The sequence below is a fragment of the Shewanella phaeophyticola genome (assembly GCF_025398315.1).
GTDB lineage: Bacteria > Pseudomonadota > Gammaproteobacteria > Enterobacterales > Shewanellaceae > Shewanella > Shewanella phaeophyticola.
Window position 1 is genome coordinate 2882804 of sequence record NZ_JAODOQ010000001.1, and the last position, 15426, is coordinate 2898229.

The 15426-nt window shown below is 43.6% G+C and carries 15 protein-coding genes and 1 pseudogene; 4 read left to right on the forward strand and 12 right to left on the reverse strand.

Features of this window, described 5'->3' with window-relative positions; all coding sequences use genetic code 11:
* Positions 1-2: 2 nt before the first annotated feature.
* The 3 genes and pseudogenes from N4T56_RS13350 (at position 3) to N4T56_RS13360 (ending at position 3623) form a co-directional block, all read left to right on the forward strand.
* A complete protein-coding gene (locus N4T56_RS13350) occupies positions 3-686 on the forward strand; it encodes a response regulator transcription factor (RefSeq protein WP_261733575.1) in 684 nt (227 codons plus the stop codon).
* Positions 679-2008 (forward strand): annotated as a pseudogene (locus N4T56_RS13355) (ATP-binding protein). The gene N4T56_RS13350 and the pseudogene N4T56_RS13355 overlap by 8 nt, the downstream one beginning before the upstream one ends.
* Positions 2009-2123: 115 nt before the next feature.
* Positions 2124-3623 (forward strand): DUF3300 domain-containing protein, encoded by a 1500-nt coding sequence (locus N4T56_RS13360; RefSeq protein ID WP_261733576.1) that lies wholly within the window; start codon positions 2124-2126, stop codon positions 3621-3623.
* A gap of 79 nt (positions 3624-3702) precedes the next feature.
* Here the strand turns inward: N4T56_RS13360 and N4T56_RS13365 are convergent, their stop codons facing one another.
* The 7 genes from N4T56_RS13365 to N4T56_RS13395 all read right to left on the reverse strand — a co-directional run bounded on the left by N4T56_RS13365 (position 3703) and on the right by N4T56_RS13395 (position 9511).
* Complete coding sequence (locus N4T56_RS13365) at positions 3703-5103, reverse strand: sensor histidine kinase (RefSeq protein WP_261733577.1); 1401 nt, start codon at positions 5101-5103, stop codon at positions 3703-3705.
* A 37-nt stretch (positions 5104-5140) separates the two neighbouring features.
* Positions 5141-5800 (reverse strand): response regulator, encoded by a 660-nt coding sequence (locus tag N4T56_RS13370; RefSeq protein ID WP_261733578.1) that lies wholly within the window; start codon positions 5798-5800, stop codon positions 5141-5143.
* A gap of 2 nt (positions 5801-5802) precedes the next feature.
* On the reverse strand, positions 5803-6633 hold the full coding sequence (locus N4T56_RS13375; RefSeq protein WP_261734826.1) for an FAD:protein FMN transferase: 831 nt from the start codon (positions 6631-6633) through the stop codon (positions 5803-5805).
* Between the two features lie 162 nt (positions 6634-6795).
* The gene (locus tag N4T56_RS13380; protein ID WP_261733579.1) at positions 6796-8091 is read right to left on the reverse strand and encodes a DUF3570 domain-containing protein; all 1296 of its coding nucleotides are present in this window, start codon (positions 8089-8091) and stop codon (positions 6796-6798) included.
* Entirely contained in the window at positions 8082-8321 is a 240-nt protein-coding gene (locus N4T56_RS13385; RefSeq protein WP_188917796.1) for a DUF4266 domain-containing protein, read from the reverse strand. The genes N4T56_RS13380 and N4T56_RS13385 overlap by 10 nt, the downstream gene beginning before the upstream one ends.
* A complete protein-coding gene (locus N4T56_RS13390; protein WP_261733580.1) occupies positions 8314-8829 on the reverse strand; it encodes a TlpA disulfide reductase family protein in 516 nt (171 codons plus the stop codon). Before N4T56_RS13390 ends, N4T56_RS13385 begins: the two co-directional genes overlap by 8 nt.
* Positions 8830-8944: 115 nt before the next feature.
* Positions 8945-9511 (reverse strand): cytochrome b/b6 domain-containing protein, encoded by a 567-nt coding sequence (locus N4T56_RS13395; RefSeq protein WP_261733581.1) that lies wholly within the window; start codon positions 9509-9511, stop codon positions 8945-8947.
* Positions 9512-9648: 137 nt separating this feature from the next.
* On the opposite strand from N4T56_RS13395, the gene N4T56_RS13400 reads away from it, so the two are divergent.
* The gene (locus tag N4T56_RS13400) at positions 9649-10053 is read left to right on the forward strand and encodes a hypothetical protein (RefSeq protein WP_261733582.1); all 405 of its coding nucleotides are present in this window, start codon (positions 9649-9651) and stop codon (positions 10051-10053) included.
* On the opposite strand, the gene N4T56_RS13405 is transcribed toward N4T56_RS13400, so the two are convergent.
* The 5 genes from N4T56_RS13405 to hisS form a co-directional block, all read right to left on the reverse strand.
* A complete protein-coding gene (locus N4T56_RS13405; protein WP_261733583.1) occupies positions 10046-10252 on the reverse strand; it encodes a DUF3565 domain-containing protein in 207 nt (68 codons plus the stop codon). The genes N4T56_RS13400 and N4T56_RS13405 overlap by 8 nt on opposite strands.
* Before the next feature lie 77 nt (positions 10253-10329).
* A complete protein-coding gene (der, locus tag N4T56_RS13410; protein ID WP_261733584.1) occupies positions 10330-11796 on the reverse strand; it encodes a ribosome biogenesis GTPase Der in 1467 nt (488 codons plus the stop codon).
* 422 nt (positions 11797-12218) lie between these two features.
* Complete coding sequence (gene bamB, locus N4T56_RS13420) at positions 12219-13412, reverse strand: outer membrane protein assembly factor BamB (protein ID WP_261733585.1); 1194 nt, start codon at positions 13410-13412, stop codon at positions 12219-12221.
* Between the two features lie 12 nt (positions 13413-13424).
* A complete protein-coding gene (locus tag N4T56_RS13425; protein ID WP_261733586.1) occupies positions 13425-14045 on the reverse strand; it encodes a tetratricopeptide repeat protein in 621 nt (206 codons plus the stop codon).
* 14 nt (positions 14046-14059) lie between these two features.
* Positions 14060-15334 carry a histidine--tRNA ligase gene (gene hisS / locus N4T56_RS13430; protein WP_261733587.1) on the reverse strand — a complete coding sequence of 425 codons (1275 nt, stop codon included), beginning with the start codon at positions 15332-15334 and terminating at the stop codon, positions 14060-14062.
* Between the last annotated feature and the right edge of the window lie 92 nt (positions 15335-15426).

Below are 15426 nucleotides of genomic sequence, written 5' to 3' on the forward strand. Positions count from 1 at the left end.
CCATGAGATTATTACTGGTCGAAGATGACCTAGCCTTACAAGCTAACGTTAAGCAGCACCTTATTGATGCGCAGTACACTGTCGATGTCGCTTCTGATGGTGAAGAAGGTTTATTCCAGGCCCAAGAATATCAATACGATGTGGCGATTATTGATGTCGGGTTACCTAAAATTGACGGCTTAACCTTAATCAGCCAGCTGCGCGAACAAAATATTAGTTACCCCATTATCATTTTAACTGCCCGCGATAGCTGGCAAGACAAAGTGATTGGCCTTGATGCCGGTGCAGATGATTATTTAAGTAAACCGTTTCAGTTAGAAGAGTTAGTCGCACGTATTAATGCATTAATACGACGCTCAGCAGGCAAAGCCAGCCCAGTGATTCAAAATGGATCATTTAGTATTAATACCCGCAGCCTTGAAATTAAAATGCACCAAGAAGTGGTTAACTTAAGCGGATCTGAATACAAATTATTTGAATACCTGATGTTGCATCCTGGTTCTGTGCATTCAAAAAGCAGTTTAATTGAGCATATTTACGATCAAGATTTCGATTTAGATTCCAACGTTATCGAAGTGTTTATTCGCCGCTTACGTAAAAAGCTCGACCCAGACAATCAATATCAACTCATTGAAACATTACGAGGCCAAGGTTATCGTTTGCGTCAATTAGGGCAACATGAGTAAGTTATTAGGCTCACTTAAAGTTCGCATTGTGGTCAGTGCGTTACTGCTTATTTTGGGATTATTGCCCATCATTGGCATTACCGTTAATAATGCCTTTGAAACTCAAATTAACGTTGCCGCCAAAAATCAATTAAAAGCTTACGTGTATTCAGTGTTAGCCATGGCAGAAGTGGAAAACGATGAATTACTCATGCCTGAGCATCTGCTCGAGAATCAATTTAATGTTATCGGCTCCGGACTTTATGCACTGATTACCACTAAAGATAACCAATTATTATGGAGCTCTAATTCGTTTTTAGGCTTAAATACCCCAATCAACTTACCCAAACCTGCAACAGGAAGAAACAGTTACGCCAGCTTGTTAATTAATGAACAACCGCAATTAATTTACAGTTACAGTGTCAGTTTCGCCACCAGCGAACACCCTTTTACCATGACACTGCACATCATTAAAAACCAGCAAGAATACCAACAACAAATTAGTCAATTTTCAAAGACGTTATGGACTATGGTTATTGATCTTAATGGCACTATTATTTAGCGTGCAATTGAGTTGGTTGTTATGGACCTTAAAACCATTAGGCAAGTTCAGTCAGGAACTCAGTGCCGTTGAGCAAGGTAAGTCGATGCAGCTAAGCACCCAATACCCTATAGAGTTGCAAAAGGTGGCGAAGCAGCTTAATACCTTATTGCAAACAGAGCAAAATCAACGTAAACGCTACCGAAATGCCCTTGCCGATTTAGCCCATAGTTTAAAAACGCCTTTAGCGGTCATGCAAACTCAAGCTAATTTAAATGACGCATCCCTAGAGCAAATTAATCGTATTAATCAAATTGTGGCTTATCAATTAAAGCGCGCACAAAGTGCTGCTGGCACGGGTTGGCACCTTGGGGTGAGTGTTGATGACATTGCCGCACGGTTAGTGCGCACCTTAGGTAAAATTTATCAACAGCAACAGCTGACTATTGACTATCAAGGTGATGCCGACGCGCGTTTTAAAGGTGATGAGTCAGACTTAACTGAAATGCTCGGTAACGTGTTAGATAATGCCTGCAAAGCGGCCAATAGCCGAGTGTTACTCACGGTTAAGCAATTACCTAACAGTTTACACATTTATGTTGAGGACGACGGCGCAGGTGTGCCTAAAGACAAGCAACAACAGATTTTTGAGCGTGGCATGCGTGCAGACACCTACACACAAGGTCATGGGATTGGCTTGGCAATTGTGCGTGACTTAGTCGACAGCTACCACGGCACATTAACGGTCGGGCAATCATCCATTTTAGGTGGCGCCAAATTTGAGTTTGCATTTACCCATTAATCAATACCCAGATAATAATCACCAGCTTTTTAAATCCTTTAGTTAACTTTCAGCTTATGTTCATCTTCGGCTGGTTATGATGGCTTTAACAGTCATCAATGACACTGGAGATAACATGAAAAAAGCCATTCAAACACCCGCTAAAGCACTTATTGCATTAGCCTTGGTTTGCATGCCATTAGCAAGTGTGCAAGCCGCACAACCTACCGAATCATCCACTTACAATACAGTCGATGAAGTAGTCAGTGATGCAGAATTAGCACAAATGCTCGCGCCTATTGCGCTATATCCAGACAGCCTATTAACGCACATACTGATTGCGTCAACCTACCCGCTTGAAATTGTGCAAGCCAAACGTTGGTTAGCCAGCCAGGGAGAGCGCGATACCAGCCAAATTATGACCGCAGTAGAGTCACAAGATTGGGACCCAAGCGTGAAAGCCTTGGTGGCCTTTCCTAATGTACTTGAACGCTTAAATGACGATTTAGTGTGGACGCAAAACCTAGGCGATGCATTTTTACAAGATGAGGGACGCTTACTAGACACCATACAGTCACTAAGACTACAAGCCGATGAAGCGAATAACCTGGCCGATCTTGAACAAGTTAAAGTGACCCGAGTTGAGCGCAGAATTATTATTGAATCTGTTCGTCCTGAAATTGTGTATGTGCCTTACTATGACAGCCGCATTGTTTATGGTAATTGGCGTTGGAACCGATATCCACCAGTGTATTGGCATGCACCTGCTTATGTGCATTACCGCCCAAGTCACAGTGCAATATTTTGGGATGCTGGCGTGCGCATTAGCTTTAACTTCTTTTTTAGTGGATTCCATTGGCATGATCGCCGTGTCATCGCGGTACCGGTTCGTAAAAACTACCGTTATTACACGCCACGTAAAATCAGTTACAGCCATGGTGCACAACATTGGCAACACAAACCTAAACATCGTAAAGGCGTGGCTTATCGCAGCCAAGTCGTGAGTAAGCGTTACAATGGTCATTATGAACAACGTCATAAGCCTGTTAGCTATTCACGTGAGACTAAACGCCAGATGGTTAATGAGCCTCGTAAACAAGTGAGCCACAGCACTAAGCAAGACAAGCGCAGTGAGCATGCAACGGTAAAGGGCGTCAACCGTAATCAAGTGGTAGAACATCGCAGCACAGCGCTTAAGCGCGAGTTAAGTCAGCAACGTCAAACCACCACTAAAAGCAAATCGTTTGACCGTAAAACTGAGCCAATGCGTTCGAGCTACAGTAATAAGCGCGATATGGTGAATAACAAATCCAAGTATGAGGCAAAACCGGTAACCAATGTGACTCAAAAATCACGACAAGTTGAATCTAAAAAAGCGGCAACTCAAAAAGTGCAACGTGCAGCGAAAGTAGAAAAAACTCGTCAACCACAAGCCGCTTCGCGAAGTGTCCAGCAAGTGGCAAAACAGCAACGCAGAAGCGAGCCCAAGCAGGTGCGTTCTGTTACTCGAAGTGCCCCGCAAAAAGCACAACGCTCAAGCAATTCGCAGCGTAGTATGAACAGCCAACAGCGTAGCACCTCATCGAGGCAAGCAGGTCACTCAAGAAGCAGTAAACCAACCAGAGAAAAACATTAGGACCGCAAAATATAAACAGCATGAGTTTGAGCTTATGCTGTTTTTATTTTTAGTCTCTAAGCATGTTATGCCAATCAGTTTATGAGATGTCAGGTAAGCTGATACATACCGATAATCCCTGCGGCTCAATACGGCGAAGACTCAACTCACCTTGATGTAAACTAATAATATGTTGGCAAATCGACAACCCTAACCCAGCCCCTTGAGAAGCATTTTCGTCGACCCGGTAAAAACGGTTTTGGGCTAAACTAATTTGCTCATCTGTCATACCACAGCCCTGATCGCTCACATAAATGTTGATACCCGCATGGGTTTGCTCCGCACGCACAGTAATAACTGAGTCTACAGGGCTATATTTACAGGCATTTTCAATGACGTTTTTTAGCACTAACTCCAAATAAAATGGGTCGGCATTAACGGTTAACTCATTGGGAATATCAATGTGCCATTGGTAATCAGCAATTAAATGCAATAATTGATTAATCACATTATCGATAATCGCTTGGAGTTGACAATGTTGACGATTTAAGACATCTATCGCATCAACCCGTGACAGCAATAACAGCTGCTCTACCGTGTGACTAATACGGTTAACCCCGCCATCAATAGCATTAATATATGGTAAGGTTGCTTGTTGAACCACCTCTCCATGAGCCGACAACTCATCACTTAATCCATCACTATGAAGCTTGATAATAGCTAATGGGGTTTTTAGCTCGTGAGCGGCATCGGCACTAAATCGCCGCTCCCGAGCAAGGGTCTCGTTAATGCGCTGTAGATAGTTATTGAGCGCTTTTTGGGTTGAGCCTAATTCTGTTGGTAAGGCGTAATTAATTGGAGTTAAATCTTGGGCTGAACGATTAGCGAGGTTTCGCTCAAGTAATTTCACGGGCTTAAACAAATAGTAAGTCACCAATAGCATAATTAGCATCATCACAGGGGTGATGAGTAAAGGCGCTCGCCATGAGTTGTTAATGATCATCGACACAATTTCTTGGCGAACATCATCGCGTTGCGCGGTAATAATCCACACTTGTTTAGGCTGAGAGAAAAAGCTGTACACATGCCATAATTTACCGCCAACAATACGGGTGTCATAGCCTTGAGTAAAGTGGGTCAATAATTGCTCGCCAGAGCTATCAGAATACGCCAATAGTTGCCCTTGCTCTGACAATAATTGAAACGATAATTTGTGTTCATATGACAAGGTGACAGCGTTGGCTTTCTCGGCCAAGGTTTCAATTTGCGAGTCAGCAACATGAAATAGCACCGGCTGTTTGATGAGAGCATCGAGTTGCGATGAGGTGAGCTGATTAACATAAAATTGCTCGAGCACTTTAGCTGTTTGTACCATTTGGGCATCAAACAGTTCTTCGACTTCATGGGTTGCATCACGATTACTTAATATGCTCGAAAATGTCACCGTCAACACAATACCAACAAGCATCAATAAACTTAACAATAATCGTAATGAAAACATAATACCCTTATCTACACCGCAGTATGGCGACCAATGACTATAGCGTTTCAGTTAAAATATAACCGATACCCCGCACGGTTTTAATTAATTCAGTTGCAGTTTTTTTACGTAAATGATGAATGTGCACCTCAATCGAGTTACTGCCGACTTCATCCCAGCCGTAAGTTAACTGTTCCAATTGATTACGCGTTAATACGCGCCCGGCAGACTGAGCAAACTCCAGCAACACTTGGTATTCACGGCGCGATAATGACACCAATTCACCACGAAAATGCACCTCGCAACGAGTAAAGTCGATATTGAGCGCGCCATAACTAAATTGATTATTGTCGAGCCCATACTGGCGTCTAATAATTGCCCGTAACCTGGCAATAAGCTCTCTAACATCAAAGGGTTTACTTAAATAGTCATCAGCCCCAATGTCCAGGCAATCGAGGCGGGTATCAAAATCAGTATTGGCCGTTAACACAATAATGGGCAAGGATACACCAGAGCGGCGCCACAGTTTGAGCAAATCAGCACCATTACCGTCAGGTAAACCTAAATCTAAAATGATTGCGCTAAAGTCTTCATTATCAAGTGCCACTTGTGCTTGTTTATAGGAAGGTAAATGGTCAACTTGAATGCCTTCTTTAGCCAAGCTCAATTCCACGCCTTGAGCCAGTAACTTATTATCTTCAACCAGCAATACTCGCATTTTTACCCTCGAAAGACTTTAAAATCGACACCCTGTAGCTGCAAAAAGGCTTCAGCATCTGACCCTTTTAACATTGACATAGTGGCTAACATACCGGCCATCACGCAATTGGGCGCAAGCACGGTAACCGATAAGGGCGCCTGCTCAACAGGATAGCCAGTTTTGGGATTAATAATATGGCCGTAGCGCTTGCCATCCACCTCAATGTAACGGCGAGTTGTTCCGCTAGTGGCTAACGCCCCCTGGCGTATGGTTAACAGCGCCGCGGCATTATCTAATTGTTGCGGATTTTCAATCCCGACCTGCCAACCATCGTTTTTGGTGATCGGGCAAGCAATATCGCCCCCAAAGTTAACCAACACAGAGTAATCCGGCCATTGTTTAGCGATCATTTGCGCCGTTTTATCAACCGCATACTCTTTACCTATGCCGCCCAAATCAATACTCATGCCTGAGGGTAAATACACATGGCTGTCGCTAAGGGTCATTTGCGATAACCCCACATGTTTTATAGCCTGCTCGATATCGCGATGTTCCGGTACACTGTGCTTACCGTCAAAACGCCATAATGACATTAACGGGCAGGCACTAATGTCAAAGGCGCCGCCACTCAATTGATAACATTGTTGTGCAAATTGCAATAAGTGCACAGTTTCGGCATCAATGGGTTTTGCCACCCCGTTTGCATGATTTACATGCCATATTAAATTGCCTTCAATAAAACGACTAAATTTTTGTTCAATACGCTTAGCTTCTTGAAATGCTAGTTGCAGCATTTGCTCGGCAATATGTTGATCATCTACTGCCATCAACACTTCACAGGGGCTTGCCATCGCCCTAAACGAACCTAAAAAGCCCCACTCGCGGGGCTGTAAGCTTATGTTGTTTGCCTGTGGATTTGACAAATTAGCGACCATAAGACTCTCGGTTTATAGCAGCAGGCCATTATTACTCATGCAATAATGGCCTACGACTCTGATTACATTAGACCCACATTAAAACGAATAACTGACTTGAGCAACAATCGCTTTCACTGACGGGAATAAATCATAGCTTTGCAATTGCCCCGGGATTTCAGTGCCGTTGTTGTCGGGGTTTTGTTGATAATACTCAAGACGATATGTCATCTCGTGGCCACCCGATAAACGCTGACCAAATTTAAGCCCAATGGTATATGCCGTCATATCACCTATGCGGTAATCGGCACTGGCATATTCAGGTAATGCATCGCCGGCCATTAAGAAAGGTTGATAGAACTCAGCCGCTTGCTGTTGGTAGTAACGCAAGTGCAACTGCCCATAAAAACTCGGGCCAAAGTAATACCGATAATGCGTTTCTAACGTATGTGAGGTAATGTCCCAGTCATCAGTACTGTAACGATATGAGAAATCCACTACGCCTGAGTCAAGCGCGCCTTTCGTCATTAAAAACACACTGTGCTTTAGGCGAGAGTCTGGACGGTTCTCATAACGATAGTCCTGGGTTAATCCATTAACATCTACTTCGCTTAAGATTTTATAAGGGTCGGTCATGTAACCCGACACACTCGACAAACCGTAATTAGCTTGCATCAACCAGTTACGGTTTAGGATCTGAGTCACACCTACCATCACATCCATCGTTTGTTTGGTATCATCACCGTCTAAACGGGTTTGATCAAACGCAGCTTGATACTCTGCATCACTGTTATATTCGGTGCGAAAGACCATTTCAGACAACGCCACAGGGCGGCCACCAACAGGGTCAACAACGTCATTAGTAAATGCGCCCGACAACGCGAGTGTAGTGTTGTTTTTGTTAAAACTACGTTCTATCCCGGCGTTTAACCCCATTGATAAATAATCAAACTCTTTAGAGGCATAGATGCCAACATTGCCGGTCCAATCTTGATTTAAGATCTCTTGCCAATTGGCGCTTAACTGTACGCGAGTATCATGAAAAGTATCGTCAAGCGGCGTGTCACCCGCGTTAACTGTGTACTCGCCTTTGCCTGAAGGACGGGTAAATGTTTGACTTTGCGCTTGAGCAACCGCACCTGATGCAGAGGCACCGGTTAAGCTATCAACCACAATCTTTAGGTCTAACAATGACGAATCGCCAAAGGCTTTTTGTACATTGCCTATCGCCTCAGCGGCTTGTACGCGGTCTTGTTCACCGTAATACATAATGGCAGCATCGACTTTCCAATCATCATTAGCAGGCACGGTTTCTGCCGCTTGGCTTTGGCCAATAAGACTACAACTGGCTAGCGCCAATGCACTAGCAATACTATGTGTTGACGTTAGTTGCATCCACAACCTCCACCGGCTAATGAGCGACCACCACTGGTGCCTTCTTTACTGAAATAAATGTGATCATCTAGTGCTAAATCCAGCTTCTCACTGTTCAGCGCCATGTCTTCACGGGCAAATTGATCTTTTTCCCATGGCTGCACACCTAAACTCGAACACCCCAGCAAACTGCTGGCAATCGCTAATGCCAACGCTGTTTTAATTAAAGGCTTATAAAGCACATTACTCATGTGATGACTCCTGTAACAACATTTGAATTTCTTGCTCATAAGCAGGTATGTTTTCTTGATAAAATCCCACATGAGTCTGTACCAGTTGTCCTTGGCGATTAAACAAGAAGCTGCTTGGCATGCCCTGCAAATCATAGGCTTTAGCAACATCACCTTCGGGGTTAAAAACAAGATTAAAATGGGCTGGCAATTGAGCGAGAAACTCATGAGCAAGTGCTGTATCAACATCTAAATTAATCGCAACAACCTCTAGGCCTTGCTGTTGATATTTTGCATGCATGGCATTCATCCATGGAAATGACTTACGACATGGTCCACACCAAGAAGCCCAAAAATCAACATAAACCACCTTGCCAACATATTGCTGCAAACTAACCGATTGACCTTGAGCGTTTAACACTGAGTGTTCTAAAGATGGCGCGGCATAAGCTGCTGTGCTTAGACTCAGTGCCACACTAAATAGGGTAAAACTGAATTTATTTGTGAGAGAAAATAACTTTTTAGACATTATATTTTCACCTTATGAGTTGATAAGTTACACACTAGGTTACCAATCTTAAGGTTTACTTAAGCTAAAAACAGATTTAAGCATTAATGATAAATTGCCAGTTATGTCATCCGTATTAACCACCAATCATTTTGGATACCATGCCTTTTTCATGAGTTGATTCGGCAATGAATATACCGGCCACATGCAAGCTGATAAACGGAATAAAGTACCATAACGCCAATTTATGAATTGTTTCTGCTTGATGCTCTATGGCCTCTGGATCAAATTTGAGTAGTAACCCGGTGATCACCGAGATGGTCACACCGGCATAAAACACCCAATACACCCATGCTTGAAATTTTTGCTTCACTGTCGCCAAACTGCTCAAGGGCGAAGGATAATGCAGGCCAAATTTAGCCATATACACAAAGCGAGCAAACACCAAAACACTTACCGCATAACCAAAGTAAATATGCCATTTAAACATCACTCCACGGATCCCTTTTGCAATACTGACCGCTTGTTTATCAGTGATCATGACATCAATATTGGCTAAGCCTTGAGCGATCATGGCAGCCATGTGATTTTTCTCCATCCAGCCTAAACGTAACAATACGGTTAATAACATCACCAGCATGGTCAGGGCTAATCCCCAATGAAGGAGACGGTGAGCTAATGGGTAATTGGATTGGCTATACATAGACACCTCGATAGATTAAGTTAACCACAGCATTATTGCCCCGTAAGCTTAACAATCACTTATGGTTTAGGGTTTTATTCGCAATATGGCTGAGCGGCAAGATGAACTTAAAAGGGATGTATGAATAGGACGTTATCATGACAGAGTTTTTTAAACGAACTCAAACGCTTGCATTATTTATTGCAGGCTTTGGTACATCGCTAGGTGGACTTTACACTATTGCGCCTCAATGGGCTTTAGCGCAATTAAACCAATTACCCTATATTGCTAGCGACACCATTTTTGTTCAGCATTGGGGCTTTTTAGTATTGATGATGGGGTGCAGTTTCTTAATTGCGATCTTTCGTAATGATTGGATCATCCCGGTATTTGGGGTGGCATTAATTGAAAAATTATTTTTTATCAGTTTAGTGATTAACAATTCAAGCCAAGCATTTATCAATGGCTTTTGGTTATCCATGGCGATGGACAGCGTTATCTGTTTGTATATTGCCGGCTACCTATTGAGCTATAGACAATCGAAAACGAATTCGCTCAAATAGCATCTACAGGTTGTTCACGGTCACATTTTTTACAGTTAAGTCGAATACCTAAATGTTGCTCACGACCCCGCTCTGTTGTAACCCATTCGCGGACAGTCCAGGGTGGGTCATGGCGTACATGTTGAAAATGGCCACATGCAAGCTCAGCGCCCCAATGCAGCTCTTCATCTAGGTGATAACCCACTATTTGCTGTTGCATATACGGCCACCTTAAGCTTTTAATATTTCAACCACAAAAAAGCCTGAACATGTCAGGCTTTTTGTAATTGCTTATCGTTATTTTTTACGATCGCGGATATGACTCATTGCACGCTTGCGGCGACGTTCTTGCCCTAAGGTTAATTTGTCTGTTTTACCTTCAAACGGGTTAGCACCTTCATGGAAACGTAACTGGATTGGCGTACCAACTACTTTTAATGAACGACGGAAATAATTCATCATATAACGTTTGTATGAATCAGGCAGCTTGCTGACCTGGTTACCGTGAACTACAACAATCGGTGGGTTATATCCACCAGCATGGGCATATTTAAGCTTAACACGGCGACCATTGACCAATGGTGGTTGGTGATCTTCTTGCGACATTTGCATAATACGGGTCAACATCGAAGTGCTTACACGACGGGTAGCACTGTCGTAAGCTTCTTCGATTGACTCATATAAATGGCCAACCCCAGTACCGTGTAATGCTGAAATAAAGTGAATACGAGCAAAGTCGATAAAACCTAAACGACGGTCTAATTCGCTTTTAACTCGGTCTTTAACCAGTTGATCAATACCGTCCCACTTGTTAACAGCAATCACGAGTGCACGACCAGCGTTTAAGGCAAAACCAAGTAAGCCAAGGTCCTGCTCTGCAATACCTTCACGCGCATCAATCACTAACAATACCACGTTAGCGTCTTCAACCGCTTTAAGGGTTTTAATTACTGAGAACTTTTCAACAACTTCATGCACTTTACTACGACGGCGCACACCCGCAGTGTCAATAAGGACATATTCACGACCTTCGCGCGACATTGGTATATAAATACTGTCACGGGTGGTGCCTGGTTCATCATAAACCACGACACGGTCTTCACCTAAAATACGGTTAATCAGCGTTGACTTACCTACGTTTGGCTTACCAATAATGGCCAGCTTAATCGGCAAGTTTTGTAAACGAGTTTGTTCGGCTTCTGCTTCTTCTTCGCTGTATTCACGTTCAACCTGCTCACCTTCTTCGTCAAGTTCACGGACAATGCCCATGGCTTCAGCGTAAGGTGTTAACGCGTAGTCAATCATGTTGGTGACACCACGGCCCTGTGCGGCAGCCATTTGGTATACTTCACCTAAACCTAGAGACCAAAATTCTCCACAGGCTGAATCGGCATCGATACCATCAACTTTGTTAGCAACCACGAAGGTCACTTTGTCACGGCTACGTAAATGCTGTGCAATGGCTAAATCGGCAGCGGTTAAACCGGCGCGGGCGTCGGTCATAAACAACACAACATCAGCTTCTTCAATAGCAGCTAATGACTGCTCAGCCATTTTTGTTTCGATCCCTTCTTCGGTGCCATCAATACCGCCGGTATCAACAACGATAAACTCGTAACCAGCTAAAAATGCACGGCCGTATTTACGGTCACGTGTTAAGCCAGGAAAATCAGCTACTAACGCATCACGAGTACGTGTAAGACGATTAAATAATGTCGATTTACCGACGTTTGGTCGCCCCACAAGAGTCACTACAGGGATCATGATTTTGCCTCTAAAAAACTTTTCAATAAAAAGCCCCCGGAACGCTTCCAGGGGCTCTAGTAGAGATATTATACCTTAATTAATTCAGAAATGGTCCTAGGGTCTGTTGATCTTTGCTGGTTGAATTTCGTTCGAGTTAAAAACGTTTTAATCGAGGCGAATGGATTGATGCCTAGTCATCTAAGCAACTCTTTATTTGCAAAGAATCATTCAACAAAGAGTAAAACGTTTTTAGCCGAACCTTTCAGGCAGCGTTTGTTGGCCATTTTTACTGCGTTATCGACTTTTTATGTAGAATAACTACACCTCAAAGTCTCTGCCTTGTATAAATGGCCAACAATTCGCTGCAAAAATAACCTTGAAAGATCAACAGACCCTAAGACTTATTCTGTATTGGCTTGGGTATCTTCCTCAACATGCATTTACTCTTCGCCTAAGACGACAATGGCAACTTTACCACTGCGACCTTGCACATAGATCTTGTCATCAACCACTAATGGTTGAGCATATAAACCATCACTGTCGACTTGAATACGGCCTACTACATCCCCGTTAGTACGGTCAATGAAGTGTAAGTAGCCTTCTAAATCGCCAACAACGAGATAATTATCGATAACAGCTGCGGCAGTAAGCTCACGGTTTTTAAGGGTTGAGTTACTCCATAGCTCTAGGCCGTTACGACGGTCAACTGAATAAATTCGGCTATGGTCATCAACAAGATATAAGCTTAAACCCGCTTCTACTAGTTCATTAAAGCTCGAATATTTACGCGACCAAACAGTACGTCCGCTGCGTAATTCCATTGACACTAGATTACCGTTGTAGCTGGCAACATATAAGTTTTCACCCAGAATTAACGGGGTCATATCAACGTCAGCCATACGGGTAAACTCATTACCGCCACTTGGGCTGTATACGGGTTGTTCCCAGGCAGCCTGGCCGTTATTTTTAACCACGACAGCCACTTTACCGTCGGCAGTACCAACAAAGAACCCACCGGCTTCATAGGCAGCAGAAGATGTGCCACGCAATGTTAAGTTAGGGAGCTGACTTTCGTAAGTCCATAACTTGTCGCCAGTATCAATACTAAAAGCTTCAAACGCACCCTTAGCCGTGTTGACTGCAACAACGTCTTCAGCAACCGTTGGCGCTGAGAGTAGCTCGCCGTTTGCATGTGCTGACCAAACCACTTCACCAGTCGCCTCATCTAACGCAACCAATAAACCCGTTTCACCACCCACAAACACTTTTTTACGTGCTGCGGTCACTCCCGCGGCTAAGCGAATGCCTTTGGTTTTGGTTTTAAGCTCTTCTTCAAACGCGTCATTAAAGTCTGTCGACCATAATTTTTCGCCGGTTGTTTCATCAAATGCAACAACGACACCGCTGCGATCTGCAACGAATAACTTATCGTAACGAACCGTAGGACGAAGCTGCGAGTAATAATCACCTACGCCTTCGCCTACACTGGTGTCCCAACTGATTTCTGGAAACACGGTTGCTTGAATATCAACTAATTCACTGACAGGTTCTTCTTCTACATCACTCGAAGAACAAGCTGATAAAAAAGCAACACTTAGCCCAACGGCAAGTAGATTTCTACACCACGACTTCATCGGCTAAGTTCCTTATGCCTTGTTTAGATTGTCTAGTTTCATTGTCAGCGCAGGACTGGTTAAGGCTCCACCATTATCTACCGCTGCTTGATAAGCTAACTTGGCATTATCCAAATCACCTTGACGCACTAAAAAGTCGCCTTTTAATTCTTCACGCTGCGAAGCAAATGCTTCGTCAGTCACTTGCTCAAGTGTGGCTAATGCAACACCTAAGTTATTTTGTTCAGCTTGCACACGTGCTAAACGAATGGTTGCTACCATGTCTAAACCTGAACCAGGTTTTGCAGCAATCACTTTCGTTAATGCCGTTTCTGCTTTGGTTAAGTCACCCGCATCAATGGCAGCCTTAGCGACCATTAATTCAAGCAATGCTTGATAACCCGCCTGGTCGTGCTCAGCAGTAAAGGTTTCTGCTTGAGTTAAAAACGCAGCAGGATTCGTTGACTGCTCAGCAATGGCCTGAAAAGTCTCAGAAGCTTGTTCAGCTGATTCGACTTTCATGTCTGAATAGGTATTCCAACCATATAGACCACCAAGACCTACCACTGCCCCTACGGCAATTGAGGTACCATAATCTTTCCAGAACTGCTTGATAGCATCTACTTGTTGTTCTTCTGTGCTATAAATTTCCACTTACGCTTCCCCTCTTAAATCAGTTCTGCAATTTTAGTCACCAGTTCAGTACGGGCGACTAATTGTTGTTCGTTGTTATTTCGTAATGGCTTAATCGCAACTTGGTTATTTGCAACTTCATTTTCGCCAATAATCAAAGCATATTGAGCACCGCTTTTGTCTGCGCGCTTCATTTGCTTTTTAAAGTTACCACCACCGCAATGAGACATGACTTTAAGCGTTGGTAACTGTTGACGCAACTCTGCGGCAACTTTAATCGCTTCAACTAAGCAATTGTCGCCCATTGCTGTGACGTATACATCAACTTCAGCGGCAATGTCGTTGGTTAGCGCTAAGGTTTCAAGCAACAATACAATGCGCTCTAACCCCATAGCAAAACCAACAGCAGGCGTATCTTTGCCGCCTAACTGGCCAACTAAGCCATCGTAACGGCCGCCAGCCAACACAGTACCTTGTGAGCCTAAACTTGTGGTGACCCATTCAAATACTGTGCGGTTATAGTAATCTAAACCACGCACTAAACGCGGATTGATGGTGTATTGGATGTCAACAGCGTCTAAGAGTTCACATAAAGTTGAAAAATGTGTTTTTGTATCTTCACCCAAGTAGTCCATCAATGCAGGTGCATCGGCTAAAATAGCTTGTACTTGTGGGTCTTTGCTGTCTAATACGCGCAGTGGGTTTGAATACATGCGGCGCTGGCTGTCTTCATCTAACTTATCTTTGTGTTGCTCTAAAAAGGCAATTAATGCATCACGATAAGCAGCACGCTCAGCAGGATCACCAAGAGTGTTTAACTCAAGAGCGACATGGTCTTTAATGCCAAGTTGGTCCCACAAACGGGCAGATAACATTAACACTTCAGCATCAATGTCAGCAGTACCAATACCGTAAACTTCAACACCAAATTGGTGGAATTGACGATAACGGCCTTTTTGAGGGCGCTCATGGCGGAACATGATGCCCATGTACCATAGGCGTTGTTCTTGGTTGTATAGTAAACCGTGTTCATTACCGGCGCGCACTGTTGAAGCTGTGCCTTCTGGGCGAAGCGTTAAGCTGTCACCGTTACGATCTTCAAAGGTGTACATTTCTTTTTCAACGATATCGGTGACTTCACCAATTGAACGTTTAAAAAGATCAGTACTTTCAACGATAGGTGTGCGAATTTCACTGTAACCAAATGCACTTACTGATGAGCGAAGCACCGCTTCGACTTTTTGCCAAATTGGGCTTTGAGTAGGCAGAATGTCGTTCATTCCGCGAATTGCTTGGATTTGCTTTGCCACTGTTACTGATCCAATTTTAAAAATTAGCTTGCACTAATAAAAAGTAAGTTTACCCGCTCAATCTATGCTTCGCACAACGAGCAGGTTAGAGA

Coding starts and splice junctions, on each gene's coding strand:
- N4T56_RS13350 (WP_261733575.1), top strand. CDS start 3: ATGAGATTATTACTGGTCGAAGATGACCTAGCCTTACAAGCTAACGTT.
- N4T56_RS13360 (WP_261733576.1), top strand. CDS start 2,124: ATGAAAAAAGCCATTCAAACACCCGCTAAAGCACTTATTGCATTAGCC.
- N4T56_RS13365 (WP_261733577.1), bottom strand. CDS start 5,103: ATGTTTTCATTACGATTATTGTTAAGTTTATTGATGCTTGTTGGTATT.
- N4T56_RS13370 (WP_261733578.1), bottom strand. CDS start 5,800: ATGCGAGTATTGCTGGTTGAAGATAATAAGTTACTGGCTCAAGGCGTG.
- N4T56_RS13375 (WP_261734826.1), bottom strand. CDS start 6,633: ATGGCAAGCCCCTGTGAAGTGTTGATGGCAGTAGATGATCAACATATT.
- N4T56_RS13380 (WP_261733579.1), bottom strand. CDS start 8,091: ATGCAACTAACGTCAACACATAGTATTGCTAGTGCATTGGCGCTAGCC.
- N4T56_RS13385 (WP_188917796.1), bottom strand. CDS start 8,321: ATGAGTAATGTGCTTTATAAGCCTTTAATTAAAACAGCGTTGGCATTA.
- N4T56_RS13390 (WP_261733580.1), bottom strand. CDS start 8,829: ATGTCTAAAAAGTTATTTTCTCTCACAAATAAATTCAGTTTTACCCTA.
- N4T56_RS13395 (WP_261733581.1), bottom strand. CDS start 9,511: ATGTATAGCCAATCCAATTACCCATTAGCTCACCGTCTCCTTCATTGG.
- N4T56_RS13400 (WP_261733582.1), top strand. CDS start 9,649: ATGACAGAGTTTTTTAAACGAACTCAAACGCTTGCATTATTTATTGCA.
- N4T56_RS13405 (WP_261733583.1), bottom strand. CDS start 10,252: ATGCAACAGCAAATAGTGGGTTATCACCTAGATGAAGAGCTGCATTGG.
- der (WP_261733584.1), bottom strand. CDS start 11,796: ATGATCCCTGTAGTGACTCTTGTGGGGCGACCAAACGTCGGTAAATCG.
- bamB (WP_261733585.1), bottom strand. CDS start 13,412: ATGAAGTCGTGGTGTAGAAATCTACTTGCCGTTGGGCTAAGTGTTGCT.